Origin of the sequence: Rhizorhabdus argentea (assembly GCF_037861105.1) — a bacterium.
GTDB classification, from domain to species: domain Bacteria; phylum Pseudomonadota; class Alphaproteobacteria; order Sphingomonadales; family Sphingomonadaceae; genus Rhizorhabdus; species Rhizorhabdus argentea.
In genome coordinates this window covers 13,279-34,543 of the sequence record NZ_JBANFK010000032.1, presented here as the reverse complement: position 1 = coordinate 34,543, position 21,265 = coordinate 13,279, and the positions used below count along the sequence as shown (strand labels likewise).

18 protein-coding genes and 3 pseudogenes are annotated in these 21,265 nt (G+C 60.8%); 8 read left to right on the top strand and 13 right to left on the bottom strand.

The window, feature by feature from the left end; all coding sequences use genetic code 11:
- From AAC645_RS19100 to AAC645_RS19090, 3 genes and pseudogenes are all read left to right on the top strand, one after another.
- On the top strand, positions 1 to 609 hold a 609-nt coding region (locus AAC645_RS19100), incomplete at its 5' end, for a peptidylprolyl isomerase (protein WP_340318167.1).
- A 154-nt stretch (positions 610 to 763) separates the two neighbouring features.
- Positions 764 to 931: pseudogene (locus tag AAC645_RS19095) on the top strand (phage integrase N-terminal SAM-like domain-containing protein); the annotation flags it as partial.
- A gap of 30 nt (positions 932 to 961) precedes the next feature.
- A pseudogene (locus AAC645_RS19090) lies at positions 962 to 1,283 on the top strand (transposase zinc-binding domain-containing protein); the annotation flags it as partial.
- A 1,243-nt stretch (positions 1,284 to 2,526) separates the two neighbouring features.
- On the opposite strand, the gene AAC645_RS19085 reads toward AAC645_RS19090, so the two are convergent.
- Entirely contained in the window at positions 2,527 to 3,726 is a 1,200-nt protein-coding gene (locus AAC645_RS19085) for a hypothetical protein (RefSeq protein ID WP_340318168.1), read from the bottom strand.
- Positions 3,727 to 4,020: 294 nt separating this feature from the next.
- Here AAC645_RS19085 and asnB point away from each other — a divergent pair, with 294 nt between their 5' ends.
- Both asnB and AAC645_RS19075 read left to right on the top strand, forming a co-directional pair.
- Complete coding sequence (gene asnB / locus AAC645_RS19080) at positions 4,021 to 5,964, top strand: asparagine synthase (glutamine-hydrolyzing) (RefSeq protein WP_340318166.1); 1,944 nt, start codon at positions 4,021 to 4,023, stop codon at positions 5,962 to 5,964.
- Positions 5,965 to 5,968: 4 nt separating this feature from the next.
- The gene (locus AAC645_RS19075) at positions 5,969 to 7,096 is read left to right on the top strand and encodes a glycosyltransferase (protein ID WP_340318165.1); all 1,128 of its coding nucleotides are present in this window, start codon (positions 5,969 to 5,971) and stop codon (positions 7,094 to 7,096) included.
- Between the two features lie 72 nt (positions 7,097 to 7,168).
- Here the strand turns inward: AAC645_RS19075 and AAC645_RS19070 are convergent, their stop codons facing one another.
- Positions 7,169 to 8,545, bottom strand: a complete 1,377-nt coding sequence (locus AAC645_RS19070) for a lipopolysaccharide biosynthesis protein (protein WP_340318164.1) — start codon at positions 8,543 to 8,545, stop codon at positions 7,169 to 7,171.
- 242 nt (positions 8,546 to 8,787) lie between these two features.
- Here AAC645_RS19070 and AAC645_RS19065 point away from each other — a divergent pair, with 242 nt between their 5' ends.
- On the top strand, positions 8,788 to 9,921 hold the full coding sequence (locus tag AAC645_RS19065; RefSeq protein WP_340318163.1) for a glycosyltransferase: 1,134 nt from the start codon (positions 8,788 to 8,790) through the stop codon (positions 9,919 to 9,921).
- Positions 9,922 to 10,219: 298 nt separating this feature from the next.
- Here the strand turns inward: AAC645_RS19065 and AAC645_RS19060 are convergent, their stop codons facing one another.
- Together AAC645_RS19060 and AAC645_RS19055 are read right to left on the bottom strand one after the other, a co-directional pair.
- On the bottom strand, positions 10,220 to 10,567 hold the full coding sequence (locus AAC645_RS19060; RefSeq protein WP_340318162.1) for a response regulator: 348 nt from the start codon (positions 10,565 to 10,567) through the stop codon (positions 10,220 to 10,222).
- A 29-nt stretch (positions 10,568 to 10,596) separates the two neighbouring features.
- Positions 10,597 to 10,782, bottom strand: a complete 186-nt coding sequence (locus AAC645_RS19055) for a hypothetical protein (protein WP_340318161.1) — start codon at positions 10,780 to 10,782, stop codon at positions 10,597 to 10,599.
- A gap of 50 nt (positions 10,783 to 10,832) precedes the next feature.
- Between AAC645_RS19055 and AAC645_RS19050 the strand changes: the two genes are divergently transcribed.
- On the top strand, positions 10,833 to 11,084 hold the full coding sequence (locus AAC645_RS19050; RefSeq protein WP_340318160.1) for a hypothetical protein: 252 nt from the start codon (positions 10,833 to 10,835) through the stop codon (positions 11,082 to 11,084).
- Positions 11,085 to 11,208: 124 nt separating this feature from the next.
- Here the strand turns inward: AAC645_RS19050 and AAC645_RS19045 are convergent, their stop codons facing one another.
- Positions 11,209 to 13,023, bottom strand: a complete 1,815-nt coding sequence (locus AAC645_RS19045) for a hypothetical protein (protein WP_340318159.1) — start codon at positions 13,021 to 13,023, stop codon at positions 11,209 to 11,211.
- A 547-nt stretch (positions 13,024 to 13,570) separates the two neighbouring features.
- Between AAC645_RS19045 and AAC645_RS19040 the strand changes: the two are divergent.
- A pseudogene (locus AAC645_RS19040) lies at positions 13,571 to 13,784 on the top strand (transposase); the annotation flags it as partial.
- 1,166 nt (positions 13,785 to 14,950) lie between these two features.
- On the opposite strand, the gene AAC645_RS19035 reads toward AAC645_RS19040, so the two are convergent.
- The 8 genes from AAC645_RS19035 to AAC645_RS19000 are packed head-to-tail and all read right to left on the bottom strand — an operon-like array spanning position 14,951 to position 20,973.
- Positions 14,951 to 15,358, bottom strand: a complete 408-nt coding sequence (locus AAC645_RS19035) for an EamA family transporter (RefSeq protein WP_340318158.1) — start codon at positions 15,356 to 15,358, stop codon at positions 14,951 to 14,953.
- Positions 15,355 to 16,224, bottom strand: a complete 870-nt coding sequence (locus AAC645_RS19030; RefSeq protein WP_340318157.1) for an alpha/beta hydrolase — start codon at positions 16,222 to 16,224, stop codon at positions 15,355 to 15,357. The genes AAC645_RS19035 and AAC645_RS19030 overlap by 4 nt, the downstream gene beginning before the upstream one ends.
- Complete coding sequence (locus AAC645_RS19025) at positions 16,221 to 16,577, bottom strand: EamA family transporter (RefSeq protein ID WP_340318156.1); 357 nt, start codon at positions 16,575 to 16,577, stop codon at positions 16,221 to 16,223. Before AAC645_RS19025 ends, AAC645_RS19030 begins: the two co-directional genes overlap by 4 nt.
- Positions 16,578 to 16,583: 6 nt before the next feature.
- Entirely contained in the window at positions 16,584 to 17,990 is a 1,407-nt protein-coding gene (locus tag AAC645_RS19020) for an aspartate aminotransferase family protein (protein WP_340318155.1), read from the bottom strand.
- A gap of 37 nt (positions 17,991 to 18,027) precedes the next feature.
- On the bottom strand, positions 18,028 to 18,687 hold the full coding sequence (locus AAC645_RS19015; protein WP_340318154.1) for an MtnX-like HAD-IB family phosphatase: 660 nt from the start codon (positions 18,685 to 18,687) through the stop codon (positions 18,028 to 18,030).
- A 59-nt stretch (positions 18,688 to 18,746) separates the two neighbouring features.
- Positions 18,747 to 20,120: an ATP-binding protein gene (locus tag AAC645_RS19010; protein ID WP_340318153.1), complete on the bottom strand. Its 1,374-nt coding sequence runs from the start codon at positions 20,118 to 20,120 to the stop codon at positions 18,747 to 18,749.
- Positions 20,117 to 20,773: a response regulator transcription factor gene (locus AAC645_RS19005; protein WP_340318152.1), complete on the bottom strand. Its 657-nt coding sequence runs from the start codon at positions 20,771 to 20,773 to the stop codon at positions 20,117 to 20,119. The genes AAC645_RS19010 and AAC645_RS19005 overlap by 4 nt, the downstream gene beginning before the upstream one ends.
- A complete protein-coding gene (locus tag AAC645_RS19000; RefSeq protein ID WP_340318151.1) occupies positions 20,770 to 20,973 on the bottom strand; it encodes a hypothetical protein in 204 nt (67 codons plus the stop codon). The genes AAC645_RS19005 and AAC645_RS19000 overlap by 4 nt, the downstream gene beginning before the upstream one ends.
- Between the last annotated feature and the right edge of the window lie 292 nt (positions 20,974 to 21,265).

Genomic DNA, 21,265 nt, shown 5'->3' with positions numbered 1-21,265 from the left:
ATCGTTCAAAAGGCGCGCGAGCAGGGCCTCGACAAGACTCCGGATTTCGTTGCCCAGCAGCGCCGGCTCGAGGAGAACCTTCTGGTCAGCATGCTCGGCCAGAAGATCGCCGCGACCGTCCCGATACCCGACGATCACGACATCACCCAATATATTGCCGACAATCCCTCCCAATTCGGCGGCCGCCAGCGTCTGATGCTCGACCAGATCCAGTTTGCTGCGCCCAGGAACGTGAAGAGCCTGACCGCGCTTAAAGATGCGCACAGCCTCGACGACATTGCGGCGGGGTTGCAGAAGCTCGGCCTCCGCTTTGCGCGCGGCAAGGGAGTGATCGACACCGGCCAGCTCGATCCGCAGTTGATCAGCGTGATCAACAAGCTTCCGCCCGGCGAGCCGTTTTTGCTGCCGTCGAGTGGCCAATATGTCGCAAGCGTCATCGTCGGCCGCGACAGCACCCCGACACCGGCCAATGCGGCACGCCTGGCCGCCGCCGAAATGGTCCGCCGCCGCGAACTGGTCGCCGAGAGCAAGGCCCAGGTCGCGCGCGCGCGCACCAGCGCAGAAATCCAGTATCAGCGCGGTTTCGAGCCGCAGAAAGCTGCCAAGTAATTTGCAACGTTGTCGGTTTGCTTGTTAGGGTCCCGACCCAATGACCGGATTGAACGAACCCGCTGACGCGGGATAGGCGCTGACATTGGCCGGAATGGCCTCCTGATGAGAAGATCTGGTTGCTTGGACCAACCCTCAACCAGGAGACCATCCCATGACTGATGCCACGGCAGCGGCAAGCCCGCTGCGCCGGCGCATGATCGACGATATGAGCGTCCGCAACCTGTCGCCCGCGACGCAGCGATGGTATCTCCATGCGGTGTCAAAGTTCAGTCGCTACTTCGGGCGATCACCAGACCGCCTCGGGCTCGAAGACGTTCGGGCGCTTCAGGTTTGTCTCGTTTCGCAGGGGATTTCGTGGCCAGCCCTGGCGGACATCTTCCGTCGCCATGGTCATGCCTACGCGCAAGCCCATGGCGGTCATACCGGCCGCGTGGAGCGGCGCGTCATGTCCGCGATCGAGCTCTGCCGGACACAGCGCTCCGCGGCCATATCGAAGCTTGCGAGGACTGCGCGCACAGCCGGATCGCCTACAACTCCTGTCGCAATCGGCATTGCCCAAGTGTCAGAGCACGACGCGCGACCCGTAGCTCGCTGCCCGACGGGCCGATCTGCTGCCGGTGCATTATTTCCATGTCGTGTTCACGGTGCCGGCCGAAGTCGCCTGGATCGCCTTACGCCCATGTTGGCATCCCCTCCCACGTCAGACGTGTCATCGTGTTCCGGCAGCGGAGCAAGGCGGCGAAGACTTGCCTAGCGCGCGCGGGCGAGCATCCGGCTGACAATGGGCGCCGCGTCGAAGAATGGCTCCCATCTCATCAAGATGATTGGAATAGCACGCTACGCCATCGGCTTGCTCGCAATGCAGCCCTCGGACCCGAAATTTCCGTTAACTCCCGCTAGAGAAAGGAGAGGTGGCCTTATGTCCGCGAGCCCGCCTGCGAACCAGACCAAGTCGATCTTGCGCTGAATACCCGCATTGTTGACCCGCATTGTTGAGGTCCGGAAACTTCTCGAGATCCTGAGCGTGGAGCTGCTTGATCCTGTCCGGATCGGCCTCATCGCTCCTGATTATAGACACACGGGGATTACGGATTAGAGGCGGCAGTTCCGAAGGGTCGTGCGAAGCATCCGCGAAAAGAGGAGTAGTTCCGAGCGAGCCGCATGGCGAAAATAACCGAGCGCTATGAGCCCGCGTTACCAGCGGGTGGAGGAGCGTTAGAAGCGCGCAGTCTGGTCTCATCGGCCTTTTTCTGAATCGCTTCTACCCGCGCCATGGCCGCATCGATGTTCGCCGGTTCTTCACCGTCGCGGGGCACTACTTGATGACAGGCCACGAGACTGGCGACTGCCAGTAGCGCCAGGCAATTGCGTGACCGGCGGATCAGCGAGGTCGCGACTCGAGCGACGAAAAGGCATTGCGCGCCGCCGCAGCTAACCAACTTCCAATCGCCCTCGTAAGTAGCTCGAACGGCGTTCGCTCTCGAAGGGAAACGGTTCGCAGCGGTTTTTCTCATGGACCGTAGACGACACCAAGGCGCAGACCCGCATCTGTTGATCGCGCTGAGCTTCACTCAGCGGACTTACGTCCGTCCTATGCGTCATGATGACCGAGGGCGAACCGTACCGGTTGGCCGCAGCGAGGTCTTCCGCTGGTAAGGTGACTGGCGCAGAAACAAAGCCGTTTTTCGTATTATTTGCAATGTTAGTGGTTGTTTCGCGACACCCAGATCAGCCAACGACCAACCCAGTTCAACAGGCGCTCGTTGCGCCGTCGAGGACCATCTCCGACCGAGGAGTGTGCGTGTAGGAATCGAAATCGCGTCACATTTGATCTGTCCTTCAGCATCATGGTGGAGACGGCGCAGTTGCAGCAAACCCGCACACGAAAACAATGGGCGTCTGGCAGGAGAACAACTACACTGCGTCCGCTAATCTTATGGTTGCGCAGTCGAACGGGTGACCCAGGGCTTGAGCAACGGCACGTGCCGCTCGCAACGACGAGGGCTCGTCGGTGAGATCAATGCTATAATGAAACAACTGTCGCTGGATCGGCGCGTAGAGATCGACGTGTCGTGCCTGGGCCTGGTCAAACGCCTCTTCAAACTCAGCAAGGTCGGAAACCACGGGCCCGGCACCCCAATGAGCGAAATTCGCGTCGTCCGAGGCGTCAATGCCCTGCGCGTTGAGGAACAGGCACGGGCGAGGACGTAGCAAGAACTCATAAACCTGGCTACTGACGTCACCGATGTAGATATCAGCGCGATTGGTATAGGCCATCGTCGTCGACAATCGGCTACCTAAATCGATGTGAATATTGGGCGAGCGCAGATAGCGTTCGTCAATATGACCCGGCCGATCGACCCTTAGGCGATCAACTGTAAGGACGAAGGGCCGTTCGAACAACATGACGTGAGGCGCGAAGATCAGATGATAGTCGTCATGCTCGAAGAACCAGTCCAGAATCTGCCGGCCCCACCGATACCAGGACGACAGATGCGGCGAGACGTGCGGGTTGTAGAGCACCACCGGCCTCCCGTCGTTGCACATCGGATGCACTGCCGATCCCTCATCGATCATGTCGAACTTCGGGTAGCCGACCACCGAGATGCGGTCGTTGGTAAGATCAGTCTCGGCAATCAATCGATCGCGAATCTTGGCGCCCGAGACCAGCACGTGGTCGAAGCGCGCGCTTGCCTTGTCGAAGCCAATCGCGCGATCACCTGCACCGTGGCGCGTATGAATGATCTTGAGATCGCCGAACTGGTAGCGGGTCTTCAGAACGAGCGATGTTTTCTCAGTAACGATCAACGCGTCCAAGGATCGGAAGAAATCCAAATTGTCGCGATAGACAAGCAGCTTACGCGCTGGCACCACCGTCTCCAGCACCTGCGCGATCCTGCTCGAGACGCCGTTTCTCAGTCCGAGTTCGACCAGCGCAATCGTATCTCCTATCTTACCCGCACCGAGGCGGATCACCTCCGCGGTCAGCCGTTTGTTGGTGGTAGCGACGACGATCTCCAGATCGAGCCCCGCGTCGGCAAGCGCAAGGGCGACCGGGAGGCTATGCGCCACCTGGTGAACCTGATCGTGATTAAAGAGGAATCCTAACCGCACCTGGTAAGGACGCCACCGCCGTTCCAAACCCGCAGGCGAAGGCAGATCGATGAGGTCGGTTGCACCACCTCACCTGGATTGGTTTAGAATATCAGGACGTCGGTCATCGCTGCCATGTTTGGAACGAGCTTTTCGACCGATGCACGCGGACTGGCCCTACCGGCCGGAGCGATGAGCGCTGAAGGTTCTGATTTGTTGAGTTCGTGTGAACGATGAACTGCGGGAAGATCGCCTGCGCAACGTCACTGTCGCAGGCGTTGTCAATTTCGACGACGGGACAGTGGAGGGGGCCTGATGTGCGGGATCGCAGGCTGGTATAGGCGCCTGGGCGGGAATGTCGGCGAGAGGACAATTGCGGCTCAATGCGATGCTATCATTCACCGGGGGCCGGACGATTTCGGAATATTTACGGATCGCGATTTCGGTTTCGGAATGCGCCGCCTGAGTATTCTCGACATCGCAGGTGGCCACCAGCCGATGGATGCATGCGGGGGACGCTTCACCATCGTCTTCAACGGAGAAATCTATAACCATAAAGAACTTCGCAAGCCCCTTGTGGAGCGGGGATTTGCCTTCCGGTCGACCAGCGATACCGAAACCATCTTGGCCGCCTTCGCGATCTATGGAAATGACGCGTGGGCGAAGCTCGAAGGCATGTTCGCGGTTGCGGTCTGGGACAGCCTGAATCGCGAGTTGACCTTGGCTCGTGACCCGCTCGGGATCAAGCCGCTCTATGTCACGGAGCAGATGGGCGGGATTGCATTCGCCTCGGAGTTGAAGGCGCTGCGGATACTCCCCGGCCACGAGTTCAGTGTCAATGATCGCGCCGTCCATGATTATTTCAGCTTTGGACACGTCCGCCGGCCGCGCTCGATTTTCCGTGAAGTCGAGATGCTCGAACCGGGACATTTCATGACCGTGAAGCCGGACGGTCCTCCGATCAGGAATGTTTACTGGCAGCCGGAACTCCGGCCGGTTTCCGGCATGTCGGCGACAGATTGGGCTGATGAGATGCGCGCCCAGCTTGTGAAGACAGTAGGGCGTCACATGCAGTCGGACGTTCCGGTGGGGGCATTTCTTTCGGGTGGCATCGACTCCTCGGCGGTACTCGCCGCGATGACCGAGAACGGCCACGGAGTTCACAAGGCTTTCACCATTGGATACCCAGGGGCCAAAATCGATGAGACGGCCGCCGCCAGGGAAATTGCCCAACATCTCGGCTGTGAGCATATCGTACTCGCCCTTGAGGCCGGTAACGCGATCGACGTGTTGCCTGCGGTCCAACGCTGCTTCGACGAGCCATTCGCGGATATGGCTGCCATACCCACGTGGCATGCCTCTAAACTGGCTTCGGAACACGTGAAAGTCGTTCTCTGCGGCGAAGGCGGCGACGAGCTGTTTGCTGGATATAAGCGACATCGGAACGCTCGGAATATCGAACGCTTTCGTCCGTTGATAAATTCGAGTTCCTCCATTCTCTCGTTGATCAACAACGCGCCTCCGACGAAATCGGCAAAAATCAATTACCTCCGGCAACATTGCCAGAGATTTGCCGAATTCGCCCGATTGCCTGACGGATATCAGCAGTTTTTCGCCGCTACTCAGATCAGCCGTGAGGCACTACGTGGCCGGATATACAAGCCGGAATTCAAGGCCGTTCATGAGGGGCCATACGCTTACGCAGATCTGGAAGCAGAGTATTTTCCGGGCACAAGTGGCAAAGCGTCGGCATTGGATCAGTTCCTCTTTGCCGATCTCACGGTCAATATGCCGTCGGCGATGCTCACGCGTCTTGACCGCGCCAGCATGGCTCATTCGGTCGAAGCGCGCGTACCGCTGCTCTCACACAAGATGGTCGATTGGGCGCTGACCGTTCCCACCGAGTTCAAGCTCCGTGGAAGCCGAGGCAAAGCCATTTTGCGCGACGCGATCGCCCCCTTGGTCCCACCGTCAACCCTGAAGCGTCCCAAGCAAGGTTTTCAGATGCCGCTGGCGTCCTGGTTTAGAGGTGATTTTGGAGGATTTGCGCGCGACGTCTGGCACGAGAGCGGCGCGGGTGATGCAGGCTACCTCGAGAGGGGCGAGGTCGAGAAGCTCTTTATAGAACATCGCAAGGGCCAGGCGGACCACAGCCGCATGCTTTATGCGATCGCCGTCTTCGGCCTGTGGTGGGCGGATAACAGATCCGGTATTCCGTCGACCGTTGCACCTGCTGCAGCGACCGCCTGGGGAGATTGAAGACATGGAATTGGGCAAGGCCCTGCGTGTAACTTTCGTCCTTCACGAGTTCGATCGCGGCGGAAGCGGGCGCGTCGCGGCCTATCTCGCGCGCGGGTTTGCGGATCATGGCATGGACGTCGAACTCGTCGTATTACGGAAAGGCGGTGAAGTCGAAGCGCCGCTGGTCGACCTCGTCGGAGAGGGCGTAGCAATCCACTATCTGGGCCCACGGCGCTGGTCTCGCGCGGTGGACCTGCTGAGCTGCGTCCCGAAACTGGCACGCCACATGAAGCAGCGGGCGCCGACAGCCATAATCTCCTGCGCCAACAACAGTGCGCTGGTGACCGCCTTGGCGCGTAAGCTGGCAGGGCAACGCCAGACTCGTCTCTATCTGAAGACCACCAATCCGATCGCTTCATCGCGGCACCGGGGTTTGGTACGTTGGATAAGGCGCTGGAGCTATCGGCGGACCTTTCGGGCTACCGACGGAGTTTGGACCCTCAGCCCCGACGAAACCGAAGAAATGCGAGTCGCCTTTCCCGAATCGGCTGCGATTTTCCGAGATGTCGCCAATCCGTATGTTACTCCACAGATGCTTGCTGCTCCCAGCTACTCCGATCATCCGGGACCGTACCGAACGATTCTAGGCATTGGGCGCCTTACACGCCAGAAGCGCTACGAACGATTGATCGAGGCTTTCGCCCTGCTGCGCGCGCCTGACCTTCGCCTGAGCATTTTGGGCGAGGGAGAGGAGCGCGCCGCCCTGACCGCCTTGGTCGAGCGGCTGGGCCTCGGCGAAAAGGTGAGTATGCCGGGATTCGTTCACAATGTCGCCGATGCCTTCCGCGGCGCTTCCATGATGGTTCTCCCTTCCGATTATGAAGGCCTGCCGGCGGTCGTACTGGAAGCGATGTCTGCGAATTGCCCGGTGCTATGCACCGATTGCTTTCCTGCAGCCAGATCGATGCTGGGCCGTACTGAGGGATGCGCAATCATCGAGAGAACCGATCCGGCGAGCTTGGCCGCACTCATGGAGCAACAGCTTTCGCTGCCAAAGCCGGTTCATCTCAGGGAGATTGCCGAGCGTTATTCAATCGCTAACGGCATCGCGAGCCACATCGCGGCCATGTCCGACCACAAGGCGGCCTAGGCCCGTTGGTTGCGGCATGGCCCCGCATCGCGCGAATACTGGCGCTGCACGACAGACCGATGTCCACCGAGGCTAATCTCGCATTGGACCGTCAATTCCCTCGTCTCCACTCTCGCGCCAGACCAATCCTCCCAGCAAGGCGGAGGAGGCGATAGCTTGGAGCAATGCGTGAAAGGCCGCGCCCGGCAGGCCGAATTTCAGCATCAGCAATGGCAGAAGCGGCAACATCGCGAAGGACGAAGCGACATTTCCCCAGACCGAAAGGCCGGGTCTTCCCAAAGCCACCAGCGCCGCACTTGCGGGAGGGGTTACGAGCAATACGGCGCGCGCGACGACCAGCAACAGCATTATCCCTCCTGCCGCGCCAATCTGCCTTCCTCCTATCAGTAGAGCGAGCGGCCCGCCGAAAAAAGCGACAATGAGGACGAACGGCAAAGCGGCGACTGCCGCGATGGCGACCAGCTTCAACAGCGCCCGGCGGACTGCGAGGCGGCTCCCTCCCGCGGCGATCATCCGCGCGAGTTCCGCATAGGAAGCTTGGCCAAGGTTACCGGCCGGCTGCGCGATGACCGTGGTGAAGCGGAGCGCAACTGCATAGGTGCCGGCTGCGATTGGTCCAAGAATCCAGCCCACCGCCAGCGGTGCGATCCGCGGCGCCAATTCACCAAATGTGATATCCGCATTTGCAGCGATCATGAAGGATGTGATTCCGGCGTTTTCCGCGACCGCGCCGCGCGGCGAGCCTATAAGGCGCGCACCAATAAGCTCCCTACGGGCGACCATCAGGCCAAAGCCCCACATCGAAACCCATTCCGCCAACGCCGCAACCAGCCAGGCGATCAAAAAGCCCAGCAGCCCCCACCCCAGCGCAAGGGCCAGCAGCGAGCCGACAAGTCTGACCGTTGGGGCTACGAGGTTGTGGAGGCCCAGCAGATCGAAACGCCCCCTGAGCTGGAGATAGCCCGCGGGCGTGGCCCGAATGGTCGCCAGCACCGCCAAACTATAGGGCGTGGAAAAGGCCAATGCCGTCGGCGACCAGCCGAGCCGAGCCCCAACGAAATGGGCGAGCAACGCCGCGACGACGACTGCGATCACCCCCGCTGCCAATTCGACCGATGCCGCCAACCGCAGCAGGCGGACCAGCCGCGACTGGTCACCGGCCTCCGAGGCCTGCGCTCCGTAGCGCACGACAGCGTGCCAACCCGGGAATTCAATGATGCCACCAACGGTGATGGTGTAGGTGTGTACCAGGATCAGCACGCCATAGTCGCGCACGCCGAGGCTGCGCAGCGCGATAACCATATAGCCGAGGCTCATCAGCCCGGCGATCGCCTTGCCTCCCATCAGCTTGCCGAGATTGCCGTATATCCTGCTGACGATGCCATGCGACGATGACAGCGTTCCGAGATCGTCGCCGTCCGATGTGCTTGTGCCTGACCTTATCGTCACCAATTGGTTTTTCCGTCTCCGAAGCCGCTGAACTACTGCGGACTGATGATGAGCCGTGGCGCTCTAGCCCATTTGCCCAGGAGGAAATAGAGTTCCGTATCCACGGTCCAAAGTACGGTCTTACGGTGTCGGCAACGTCTCTTTCAAACAGTGCATTGGGGAGTTCCGTCTTGCATGGTGTCACGCCCGCGACATGGAGCCCCGATATGTTTTCATCAGCCAATGATTAAGCGGGAGCGTGAATGACCGGCGGCGAACTTTCCGGCGGCATACTCATGACAATGCTTCGGCCGTCCCAAGGGGGCGCCGATCGCGTGGCGGTGCTACTCGCGAACGGTTTCGTCAGGGCCGGGATCCCTACGGGCATCTTCCTACTCCGCGAGGATGGAGAGGGTCGCGAAGCGTTGGTCCGACTTCTTGATCCCGCTGTGATCCTCCGCAGCGCGGGCCCCTCTCTCGGCTCGCGACACCTCGATCTCTTACGGGGCGTGTCCGCGATCCGTCATGAGACCAGCAGGAGCCGGCCTGCACTGGTGCTTGCCAGCAGCAATAATATGGGTCTCGTAACAGGGCTTGCTGCACGGCCCCTCCTGCCCGATGCTCCGCGCTACGCGATGAAGGTGACCAACCCGGTGATCCGACCCCGCGACCTGGGTCCGGTATTGCGGATCTACAGGCACCAGCTCTACGGACATATTTTCAGCCGTTACGAGCGGATCCTCACGCTTACCGCTGCGGAGCGCGAGCGTTTGTCGGGCATGTACCCCCGAAAAAGCGAGCAGTTCGTGACGGTCCCGAATCCCTATGTGAGCAGCGCGATGTTGAAGACACCGTGCTCTGAACCCCCTTTCCCTATGATTCTCGCGCTCGCGCGCATGATGCCGCAAAAGCGGCTTGACCGATTGTTGCGGGCCTTCGCTATGATCAATTGCGCCGAAGCACGGCTGGTCATCCTTGGCGATGGGCCCGGCAGACCGCATCTGGAACGTCTGGCGCGCGCACTGGGCATCGCCGAGCGAACAGAGATGCCGGGTTTTGTGGAAGACGTGCTCCCTTGGCTGCGGCGCGCGAGCGTTTACGCTCTTTCGTCGGATTATGAAGGGCTCCCTGCTGTTGTGCTTGAGGCGCTCGCTTGCGGGGTGCCGGTGGTGACCACCGATTGCTTCGACGGTGCCGCTGCGCTTTTGTCGGAAGCTCCGGGATGTTCGGTCGTCCCGCGGCGAGACGTCGTGTCGTTAGCACGTGGCATCGATATCGGTTTAGCCGCTAAGCGCGCGCCGGAGAATCTTCGTGCGATTGCGCGAGGCTACGGCGTCGATCTGTCCATCGCAGCACATATAGAAGCTCTGCGTCCATTGCTGGCGGCGAATCGCTGAACCGATTTTCGTCGGTCCAACGGCTGCGGAATTGCTGGACATGATCGTAAGGCACGCCACTGCTCAGCGCTCGCCTGGCACCGTCAGCAAGTCAGGTAGCTTCATCCTGTGGGTGCCGAGCCCTTCGACTCGTGCAGGGCGATCCCAGATGCAGCATGGCATGGCGAAGCGGATGATCGCGTTCAGCGAAAGCGAACTAGGGTGACTTGCCATGCAGGACGGCAACGATCCATCACTTGTCGAGGGTCCTACCTCACCAGGGCGGCGGCTATATGCAGCTCTGCGATCTGCTGGGCGCTTAGCAACACGGCCTCAGATTGGAGAAGCACGCGTCCCAAAATTCGCGGAGCTCCTGCACCTTGATAGGCTTTTGGCACAGCGGAATGTCAGCAAAACGCGCGGGAATTGCCGACCGGTCATAGCCGCTAACGAAGATAATGGGCGTAGACCGCCGCTGCAGGCTCTCAACCAGGGGATAAACCAATTGACCGCGGAGGTCGATGTCTAGGATGGCGCAATCAATGCGCACGGCGCGGCGGACGATCTCCAGCCCTTCGTCAAGCGACCCTGCCGGACCTATCAGGTGACCTCGCTCACTGTGAACGACATCCTCGAGGTCGGACGCATGCAGATAGTCAACGTCCATGATAAGTATGCCGCGGCGGGGAAACGCCATCACCAGTAAGCCGGCGCTGCTGGGATGTCGTTGCGCAACCGAACCAGGCCTATCTTGTCGACATGGCTCGCGATCGCCGCGAGCAGCGCCAGCGATATCGCGGCCGACAGCCATTTTTGCCAACCCCGATCGGGAAGGGGAAGGGGCGATAAGCGGGATGAAATCGCAAGCGCTTCTGCAGACATCGTGAGGGATCTCCCATTCGCCCTGTCCAGCAATGGACGGCACTCGGTCAATGGGCCCGCACCGCGACACCCTAGATCATCGTTGGGTCATCAGCGTTGCAGGAGATCGGCATATCGGCCGGCCGTGCGGTTGCGCATGGATCGATGCCAGCATGCAACGGGAGGTCGAAGGCTCAGAAATGGCCATCGATCGCGAACCTTATCGTGCGTGGCCGCTGTGGGGTGATCTGGCAGCCCTCCGTCACGCCGAACGGGTTGCCCAGCGAGAAGCGATTTCCATTGGCATCGCTGCCAACATTTGAACATTCGGGTGCTCACCAGCGGTACGCGAAAGTACCTCTGGAACGAGCCCGCCAGTTGCTTGCGGTCACACCGCCGCCCGCCGATCCTATGCCGATTGAACTGTAACAGTCCGGCCCACCATGCTCACAGTGCGGCGAGCAGACGCTCATATTCGCGCACCGCGGCGAGAAAACCGACTGCGAGATCTGGCAGGGGAAGGTCGCGACGATCCCAAGAGGCGTCGAGCCCCGGCTGGCCGGCCGCGCGGACTAGTCGCGCGAAGCGCCGCCCTTGACGTTCTGACAGGTAATGACGGGAATGATCGCTACTAGGAACCGGGACCTCGGCGCGAAAAGACGGCTTCGGAACTTCGTTTGGCTGACATCTGCAGGGACGCCAGAGTTGTAGCCTACGCTCCTTTTTCCAGAAGGTTATCTCGGGGAGCATCGTCTGGCAGAAGCGCCCCTTGTGGGCGACGAGCCAGTTTGCGGCGGCGGAGTTCGCGAATGCCGGCCACACAGGCAGGATGAACCAGGCCCGATTGCGCTGAGCGTCGCTAAGTCGCGACCATACCACATCGGGCCAAGTTGTCGTGGCGGGATTCAACCACGGCAGCATCGGGGGACGAGCTCCAAGCGCAACAGCGACGCCGGGCCCGGTACCGGACAAGTCGATAAGGAGCGCGCCTCCCGCGAGCCCGCGCGTGCCCTGCAGGAACGCGGCCGTTTCGGCATCCACACGAATGATCCCCAGCGCGAGCGGCGGCTTGATCGGGATTTGCTGCTCGAAGATTGAGGTGGGCAGGCTGTAGGGGAAGCAGGCAGCCAGCAGCATGATCAGCATCGGGCTAAGGATGGAAAGTGCAAGGGCAGCGGCTCTCCGCCAGCGCACCGCGTCGGCGAATGCCAGTGCAAATAGCGCCAGCAAGGGGAAGGCGATGCTGAGATTAAGTTGAAACCATTGATTATTGAACGTGCCGAGCGCTACCGCGGGGGGAGCCAGGAGCAACAACGTCGTGGGCAAGAGCGTGATACCAGGCTGGTTCTGCAGCAGACCGGCATATCCTGCGCCCAAGGTTACCATGGCTAGGCCGAGGAAGTCCGGAATGCTGCCGTCGATCGTGTCATCAGCGACGCTTGCGAGATAGACGAAGCTCAAGCCAATGGCGCCGTAAGCTGCCCATCGAAACAAAGCGAAGCGGCGGAGTACAAAGCTGCAAGCCGCTGCTACGGCGGCGCCAATCAGCGGCAGCGGAGCCGCCAGGAAGTCCCGCGCAACCTTGGCGGGCAATGCAAGCACTTGGTTGGGCAAGGCGAGCACATGCTGGGTGATCAAGATTCGGCTCACGAGCGCGATCATCCGCGGCGGGGCGAGGAACAGGGAGATGAGTGCGGCCGCGAGGAGCAGCGTAGCGATGCACGGGAGTGCCCTTCGCGCAGGGCGCCGGACAAGGCCGATTGCCACGATCGCTACACTGATTGCGAACAACGGGGGCTTGGCGAAGCAAGCGCAGCAGAGCCCGCCTGCCGTTGCGATAATGCCGAGAACCGCCTGACGCAAATCGCTTTCCGTCAGGTTCAGCATGCCAGCGATGATCAGCATCGCACCCACGTTCGCCGCCGAATTGTAGCTGGGCGTAATGATCCAGGGAAAGAAAATCGTGAGCGCCGCCAGCGCGCCGTATGCAGCGAAGCACGCGCGCATCTCAGAACGCTGCGCGCTCGACCAGCCTAGCAGGGCACCGGCACCAGCCGTGATGCCGAACCCAGCCAAGCGGTACAGCTCGAGATTTCCGTGTACCAGATTGAAGAGCGGGTTCAGCAGGTAGCCGAATGGCTGATAGGTGAGCGGATAGGCTTCGGGGTTACGGGTCCAGATGAGGTAGAAGACTTCATCGGTGAGATCGACGCCGCGGCTGGAGCCATAGAGGAGAAGCCCGCCACAAACCAGCAGCGCCAACCCGACGGACCCGAGCAGCAGTGGGCTCCCGGATGGGGCCTCGATTCTGGCGTCGCGTGACGACTGCGTTACGTACTGATCGACCATCGGACTGCCTGGCGCACGAAATCACCGGCTCGCGGGCGGCGCCGCGCCGGGCACGGCTCTGGCTGATCTGGTGCGACCGTGTTGATGTTTATCCTGTCCTTCTGACCCGACGGTTGCCGCACGACGCGCGGCTCAACCATATGAGCGGGAGCGCTTGGTGCCTAGCTGCCCAGGTGGGTAAGGATCGGCCAGATTCGAAGCGGTCCGCCTCATGATCACAGCCGATGCCGAACCGCTACCTGCTTAACATCACTGAGAGTACTGGCCGTGGACGCTCTGATCGACAGCAGCTTGTCTTGATCATGAAGGTCCACTTATCGGCTTGCCTCAAGAAAGTACCATCGTTACGTCGATCGTCGCGATGTCGATCACGGGCACTGTCATGATCGCTTCCATCGCCGCGCTGCGACCTGGTCGTTCATCGCCCCCAGCAACGCGCGGCGTGATCGGCTAGGAGACGCTCTCGCCGGGTGACAACGTCACCATGGACAACCTCGGCAGTAACAAGGGCCAGGCCGTTCGCAAGACCATCCGTCCAGCAGGTGCTCGGCTACTGTTCCTGCCACCTATTCCCGGAAAGGAACCGGATCGAACAGGTGTTCGCTAAGCTCAAACTGCTCTTGCGAAATGCCTCCAAGAGCACTGTGGAAGCAACCTGGCAACGCATCGGCCAACATCCGCCGCTGTCCCGGCCGCCATCCTCTCTCATGGGGCGCATCGCCAGACCGAAGGACAGATCACCAAGCTAAAACTCGTCAAACGTCAGATGTACGGGCGCGGAAAACTGACCCCGCCCGATATCACATCAACGATCCTCCACCCGCGGGATCCCTCGCGCAATTGATAGAAAAGCAGGTCCTTCTTGCCCGACGATACGATCATGACCTTGATGATACGGCTGTTCCCACGGAGGATGAGCTGCGGGTCGACGCTGAACTTCTCGCATCGAACTATCCGAAGCTCCGCGTCAGCGTCAATGCCGAGTGCCGGTCAGCGCCGCGATCACGGCATGGCGATCGTCGGACGAAGTCGATGACCATTTCGGTCCGACGACGATCGTAGCGATCGTGGGCATGTCATAATGTTCGCGGATAAGGGGTTCGAAGTGGCCAGCACGCGCTGGCCCGTCACCACCGGATTTCCTGACGGCGATTACGGCATCGTCAAACGCCATAATCCGCGACGAGAGATCGGATTCCGCCGGTTGGGCGATTCCTGGTGCTGCCATGAGCAAGGAACGGCAAGGGAAACGAATCTCACGGGCGAAAATCTCCTTATCGATGTTGCGCGAGTGCCCCGCGTAGGTGCTATCGGCATAGTCACTTCGGCCACTTCGGACGGAGGCACGCCCAAAGCGCCCACACCATCCTCACTGCCGGCCATCGCGTGGGCGTGGCCATGCGGGTGGAAGGCGTTGCGCTGAAACTATGTATCTTGACCAGACGAGCGGTTAACACCCCGTCCGCGCCAAACATCAAAGGCTCGATCGCGAAGCTGCCCAATAGGCATTGGCCTTGGTCCAACGCGTTGTGCAAGCTTCCGTGCGCGCCTGTTGGGTCGGTTTCGATTAATCGAATGAGCGAATGACTCTGACCCGCGTGCTCTGGTCCGGAATGGGGAATGAGATAAAGTTGATGCCCCTGTCGGCTGACTCGGACGTCCAGTATGATCTGATCTGGAAAGACATTGGCCTGCGCAGCTTCGGAGTCCCCTTCCGCCTGCGGTGAGGAGGGCGTTGTCAGCGACGCACCGTCAGAACTTGCCGACCTCAACTATCATCTCCATCAGCCGTCAGACGCCGCCGCCGGTCGATAGCCGCAGCCCCTTGCCGGTTATGCTGTCAGGCCGGGTTGGCCGTCTCGGTTCGTCCGAGCAGCCAGATGCCCATCATGATCGCTGCAGTACCCATGACCTGGAGGACCGTCCCGGTCTCACCAAAGATCGACCAGCTCGCGAGCAACACGAGGATATAGCTCGTCGCAGTTAGCGGGAACGCCTCGCTCAACGGCATCACTGACAGGATATACATCCAGAGGCCGAAGCTCGCGATTTCCGCGACCACGAGCACGGGCAGTATTGGCGACACGAGGATCCGCTCAAGCCAGCTTCGCAGGGGTACGAAACCGCCACCATCCTCCGCAAGTCGTTTCGCGAAGCTCTGGTATAGGGCGATGAACAGCGGCAGGATCATCGATGCCATTCGCCTGGTGCCGCGGCCATTCCAACGAAGCGACGCGGCCGCGTTCATGCAATGGCCTTGTTGCTGGTGGCAAGACCGGCATTAGCCGTGCGCAGTCCCGCGGATCGGGACAAACCGAAAAAGGCCGCGGTGGTGGCCGCGACATGGCCATTCTCCCGGTCAAGATGGACCAGGTGATAACTGTCCCTGAGGATCTCGAGATGGGTTTCGCAGCCCAGTGCGGCGCGCAGGCGATGCGCATTGGCGATGCTGCTGATATCGTCTTCCTCCGCGTGGCAGATCAAGGTCGGTGTCCGCACCATCGGTGCAATGTGATCGACATGATCGGCCAGCTGATAGAGCTGGCGTATCGCGCCGAGGGGGAAGCCGTCAACAACACCCCCATTGGCGCGCTGCTGCGCTGCCACGACGAACGCTCTCACCTTTTCGTCCTTCAAACCAAAGGGCGCCTGTTCGTCCATGGCGATGTTCCGAACCAAAGGCAGGCCGGCGAGCAGCAATATCAGGCGGCGATAGCCGGCAATCCGCGGCATCGACCAGCCGTCGTAGCGGAAGGTCGGCCCATACACGGCCATTCGGTGAACGTCGCGCCGCACGGCCAACGCCACGGCCAGCATCGCGCCGAGGCAGATGCCCCCCACATGCACCCGCCTGTGTCTGCGCGCCAGCTGGTCGAACGCCCGCTCGGCCGAAGCCAGCCAATCCGGCCAGCTCGTCGACAGCAGCAGCGCATTGCTGCCGCCATGGCCGGCGATGAGCGGGGCATAGACGGTAGCGCCCGCGCGGCGCAACTGCTTGCCGAGCGGGTACATCTCGGCGGGCGCGCCGGTAAGCCCGTGCAGCAGCAACACCGCGTCATCGCCGATGCCCGCGAGAAAGATGCCGTCTGCCGGTGTCGCGCTGTCGCTGCTCAAGACGTCGACAGCCCGACACATCCGATCCCAGCCGCGATCAGGGCTATGCCGGCGATCTGGCCGCGCTCAAGCCGCTCGTGTAGCACCAACCAAGCGAGCAGCGGAATGAGCACATAGCTTGTGGCACGGACAGGATAGCCTATGCCCAGCGGCACCCGATCGAGCGCCGCGACCCACGCCAGCGTTTCGATCACCCACAGCGCGATACCCGACCATAGCAAGCTGTTGGCGCAGACCCTACGCCAATCCCGACGAGTCACCGCGCCGTGCAGCGATGTTGCGGTCGCCTTGAAGCAGAGCTCGCGAACCGATTCCGCGAGGATGCAGAACAGAAGCAGGCCCGCAGCGATCATATCGGCTCAGCGCGAGACACAGCGGCGCAGGAGCTGATCCAGCAACTGGAGGGCCAAATCTATTTCAGCGTAGCTGATGTCGAGCGACGGCGCGAGCGTGATGACGTTCTTGTAATAGCCGCCGACATCGAGCACGAGGCCCATGTGCTTGCCGCCGACGTGAAGGTCGCCCTTTAACGCTTCCTCCTCCATGCGGTCGAGAAGCGGTTTGTTGGGCGTATATCCGTCAGCTTGGGTGATCTCGCAACGCAGCGCCAGGCCGAGGCCATCGACATCGCCGATCTCGGGCCAACGCTTCTGGAGCTCCTTCAGGCCTTCGAGGAAATAAGCGCCCTTTTGCGGCACGGTCGTCTCATAGCCGCCATCGGCGCAAAGCTTCATTACCTCGAGCCCTACGGCGGTGCCGAGCGGGTTGGCATTGAAGGTCGAATGGGTCGAACCCGCCGGGAAAACCGTCGGATTGATCAGCGCTTCTCGCGCCCATACGCCTGATAGCGGATTGAGGCCGTTGGTTAGCGCCTTGCCGAAGGTGATGACATCGGGACTGACACCAAAATGCTCAATCGACCAGAGCTTGCCCGTCCGGAAGAACCCCATCTGAATTTCATCGACGACCATCAAGATGCCATATTGATCGAGTACCTTCTTCAACTCTGAGAAGAAGTTCAACGGCGGGATCACATAGCCGCCGGTGCCCTGGATCGGTTCGACATAAAAAGCGGCATATTCAGCCTGACCGACCTTTGGATCCCACACGCCATTATATTCGGTCTCGAACAGCCGCTTGAATTTGGCAACGCAGTGATGACCGTATTCCTCCTTCGACATCCCCTTGGGGCCGCGAAAATGGTAGGGAAATTCGATGAACTGGGCACGCTCACCGAAATGGCCGTAGCGACGCCGGTAGCGATACGAAGAGGTGATCGCCGAGGCGCCAAGGGTGCGACCATGATAGCCGCCCTCAAACGCAAACATCAGGCTCTTGCCTCCGGTATAGTTGCGGACAAGCTTGAGCGAATCTTCGACCGCCTGTGCGCCGCCGACGTTGAAATGGACGCGACCCTTGGCACCGAATTTGGCCTCAGCGTCTTGCGCGATCATCGCTGCCAATTCGACCTTCTCGCGGTGCACATATTGCGAGGCGACCTGCGGAAGTTGGTCGATCTGGCGCTTCAGCGCATTGACGATGCGTTGGTTCTTGTAACCGAAATTGACCGCCGAATACCACATCTGCAGGTCAAGATATTCGGTGCCATCATGGTCGTAGAGATATGAGCCGTCGCATCCCGCGAAAAATTTGGGCTCGGGCACATAATGGACTGTGTCACCGTGGGAGCAGTAGAGCTCCTCGAGCCGACGCAGTTCGTCGAGGTCGGCGGTGGAGGAGGAGATTTCCTTGATGACAGTCGCCATGAAAGCGGGTTCCTAAAATTGGTGAAGCGGAGGGAGATCAGGCTGCGCGAGCGACGCTTAGTCCAGTGAGGCCTGCCAACGCCGCCTGCACGTCGGCGAATGTATTGAACGGAAGAAACGGTATCGAGCGCTCGCCGCAAAAGCGATCCAGGCCAGCCGTGGCGAACAATATGTCGGGCTGGGCGGCCACACAGAAATCGGACCTGCCGTCGCCGATGAATACCGTCGGCCGCTCATCTTCGCCGGTTTCGACGATCGCGCACTTGCACACGCCGCAGCCACCTTTGCATCCGGTTTTGCGCCATGGCTGATCGAGCGACCAGCGACCAGGGCCAGTCGAAACGAGCCGATTAGCGATGACCGGCACATCGTCAATTCCGTGACGGATCAAGATATGGCGTATGAAATGATCGACCCCGTCGCTAACGACGCTGACCGGAATGTCGTTTGCCTTGCTCCAGCCCAGAAACTCGCGAAATCCGCTGCGCAGACTGACCGTGCCGAGTAGCGTCTCGATATCGGCCAGTGGCGCGGCGATCAGTTCGACCTGCTGCTTCATGCAGGTCGAGGCTTCGATCTCCCCGGCGTTCCAGCTTGCTTCGATCGCCTCCCACTTCGGATCCGCAAAATGACCGAATACGAGGTCTGCCGTATCGGTACTGCTGATCGTACCATCGAAGTCACAATAGATGCGCATAGGCCCCCCTCTCAAGCGAGGCTGCTCTCTACACTCGCAACCTGATGCGAAGCTGATGATCAATGTAGCCATGTCACGCTGGCCAGCAGCCCAGCGGCAGGCGCCCGGTCGGAAAGTGTAAAGCTTGCACCAAGCAGACGGACCGCGCTGGAGACGATGGCAAGGCCGAGCCCAAAGCCGCTCTGCTCGCTGGTGCCGCGGTGAAATCGACGAAGCACATTTGCCCGCTCCTCAGCATCGATACCTGGCCCATCGTCGGCGATCGTGACGACGAGGCGATGATCAGGATGCGCGGCCAGTGAAACTTGGATGGTCGTCCCGGACGGCGAATATTTAACCGCATTGTCGATCAGGTTGGAAAAGATCAGTCCAAGCGCGGTACCATCGGCCTTCCGGATTGCTTTGGAAGGTCCTTCATAGGCGATGGTGATGTCGACCTGGTCGGCAGCGCCGACGTGATCGGCAATGCATTGGCTGAGGATCGCGACGAAATCGAGCGCCTCGAGCTTCATCTCGCCGGCGTCCAAGCGTGCTAGCGCGAGCATCTGATCAATCAGGAGGCTGGTGCGGTCGACCGCGGCAAGCGATGCCACGCCGCAGGCGGTCCGGCTCTCCGGATCCTCGGTCAGCGCCATAGTCTGGACCTGCAGGCGCAGAGCGGCGAGCGGCGTCCTGAGCTGATGCGCGGCATTGTCGGTAAATTGGCGCTCCAGCGCGAAGGCCTGCTCAACCCGGGCGAACAGGGCGTTGAGCGTGGATACGAGTGGCAGCAGGTCGGACGGGCAGTCCAGTTCCTGCAGGCGTGCTGTGTCACGCGGAGAACGGCGGGCCAGCACCTCGCTGAGTTGCCGGAGTTGCAGCAGGCCGTCCTGAAGCGCGAGCCACAGCAGAAATCCACTGCCCACGACGAGCACCACCAGGGGTATCATCATGTTGCGGGCGATGTTGACGAGCAATGCGTCGCGGAGCGCAAGGTGTTCGCCGACCTGGATCAGGATATGCTCCGATGGCACCGCCAGCCCATAGATGCGCCAGGGACCGTCGCCCGCGGCGATCGTCGTGAGACCCGGCCCGTCAGGCAACAGCCGTGCTGGTGGTCCGGTATCCGAGCGCAGCAGAGGATGGCTGCCGCTCGTGATCGCAAACATCCTTCGATCGGCCGACCGTTCGAAGGAGTGCAATTCCTCGCCGCTCAACAGGCTTTCATCGACCGAAAGCAATTGCCCGCCTTGCGGACGGTCGTTCAATTGCCGCTGGGTCAAAGCGTAGAGCACGTTGGCCGCAGTCACGAGTTCGGCATCGGCTTCGCGATATATCTGCTCATGTGCCGCCCAGAAGGCGACAGAGGCCATGACAATCCCGATCAACGAAACCAGCAGTAGCACTCGTCGGAACAGCCTGACGGCGAGGGGCGGATTGCGCGCCAGCTTCATCGGGCGATCATATATCCCAGTCCCCGCGCGGTCAGGATGGCATCGCGGCCGAGCTTGCGTCGAAGAGCGGAGATCGAAACCTCGATCGTGTTGCTTTCGCAGGCCACCTCATCATCATAAATTATGGTCTCAAGGTCGCCCTTGCTCACGAAGCGGCCCGCCCGTCGCATCAGTAGCGACAATATCTTATATTCCTTGGCGGTGACCGCAACGTCCTGCTCCCTGCTCGTTACAGTTCGCCCGGTAAGATCAAGCCGGATGCAGCCGGCGGCGATGACGTCGCTGCTCCGCTGGTCGTGCCGTCGGATCTGGGCACGAATGCGGGCCAGCAATTCATCGAGGTCTACGGGTTTAACGAGATAATCGTCGCCACCACAGTCCAGGCCTGCAACCTTGAAAGCCGGGCGATCCTGCGCGGTGATGATGATTACCGGGGTATGATCATGCCGGGCCCGGAAGGCAGCCAGGGCTTCGAGGCCGGACATGTGCGGCAACCCCAGATCGAGCAATATCACCGAATAGGTGGCGGCGCCGGCCGCAGCCAGCAGCTCGTCGCCGCGTTTCACCCAGTCCACGACATATCCACCGAGACGCAAGCCAGCCTGAAATGCCTGCGCCAGCGCCCGGTCGTCCTCTACCAGCAGCAGCCTCATCGCGGTTGCGTCCCAGAGACATTCCCGGTCTGGAGAACCTCATCACGATCGATCGGCATCGCGTGGCGACGCAGTGCATCCGTTCGCGCTTGCAAGGCTTCGACCCCTTTCATCGCGGTGGCGATCCTGGCCCGCTCATGCAAATCTCGGCGTTCATTTTCCTGATCGCCGCAAGCGGAGGCGCCGGAAAGCAATGTCATGATGAGAATCATTCGTCGCGGCACACGGCGGCGGCGCCCAATTTCCGATCGTTCGAAACGAGCTATGATGTCTGCTTCCCTCTCGCCACGTCACCGTTTACTCAGATGACGATTGCTTGACGCCGGCAAACACGTAGAACCGCATGTGGCAGTGCTCCCCTCAACCTTTCGCTTCCTGTACTCGTGATGGCTCCAAAGCCGTGGCAGCCCGCCATATGCGAAGCCCACGGCCTGTTGCCGCGCCGCCACCTTGCTGTTCGTTCGTGACGGCGGGCTGAGGCGAGCCGTGACG

Excerpts from the sequence above, each read along its gene's own strand:
- asnB (WP_340318166.1), top strand. The coding sequence starts at position 4,021 with ATGTGCGGGATCGCAGGCTGGTATAGGCGCCTGGGCGGGAATGTCGGC.
- AAC645_RS19075 (WP_340318165.1), top strand. The coding sequence starts at position 5,969 with ATGGAATTGGGCAAGGCCCTGCGTGTAACTTTCGTCCTTCACGAGTTC.
- AAC645_RS19065 (WP_340318163.1), top strand. The coding sequence starts at position 8,788 with ATGACCGGCGGCGAACTTTCCGGCGGCATACTCATGACAATGCTTCGG.
- AAC645_RS19060 (WP_340318162.1), bottom strand. The coding sequence starts at position 10,567 with ATGGACGTTGACTATCTGCATGCGTCCGACCTCGAGGATGTCGTTCAC.
- AAC645_RS19055 (WP_340318161.1), bottom strand. The coding sequence starts at position 10,782 with ATGTCTGCAGAAGCGCTTGCGATTTCATCCCGCTTATCGCCCCTTCCC.
- AAC645_RS19050 (WP_340318160.1), top strand. The coding sequence starts at position 10,833 with ATGGGCCCGCACCGCGACACCCTAGATCATCGTTGGGTCATCAGCGTT.
- AAC645_RS19035 (WP_340318158.1), bottom strand. The coding sequence starts at position 15,358 with ATGAACGCGGCCGCGTCGCTTCGTTGGAATGGCCGCGGCACCAGGCGA.
- AAC645_RS19025 (WP_340318156.1), bottom strand. The coding sequence starts at position 16,577 with ATGATCGCTGCGGGCCTGCTTCTGTTCTGCATCCTCGCGGAATCGGTT.
- AAC645_RS19020 (WP_340318155.1), bottom strand. The coding sequence starts at position 17,990 with ATGGCGACTGTCATCAAGGAAATCTCCTCCTCCACCGCCGACCTCGAC.
- AAC645_RS19015 (WP_340318154.1), bottom strand. The coding sequence starts at position 18,687 with ATGCGCATCTATTGTGACTTCGATGGTACGATCAGCAGTACCGATACG.
- AAC645_RS19010 (WP_340318153.1), bottom strand. The coding sequence starts at position 20,120 with ATGAAGCTGGCGCGCAATCCGCCCCTCGCCGTCAGGCTGTTCCGACGA.
- AAC645_RS19005 (WP_340318152.1), bottom strand. The coding sequence starts at position 20,773 with ATGAGGCTGCTGCTGGTAGAGGACGACCGGGCGCTGGCGCAGGCATTT.
- AAC645_RS19000 (WP_340318151.1), bottom strand. The coding sequence starts at position 20,973 with ATGACATTGCTTTCCGGCGCCTCCGCTTGCGGCGATCAGGAAAATGAA.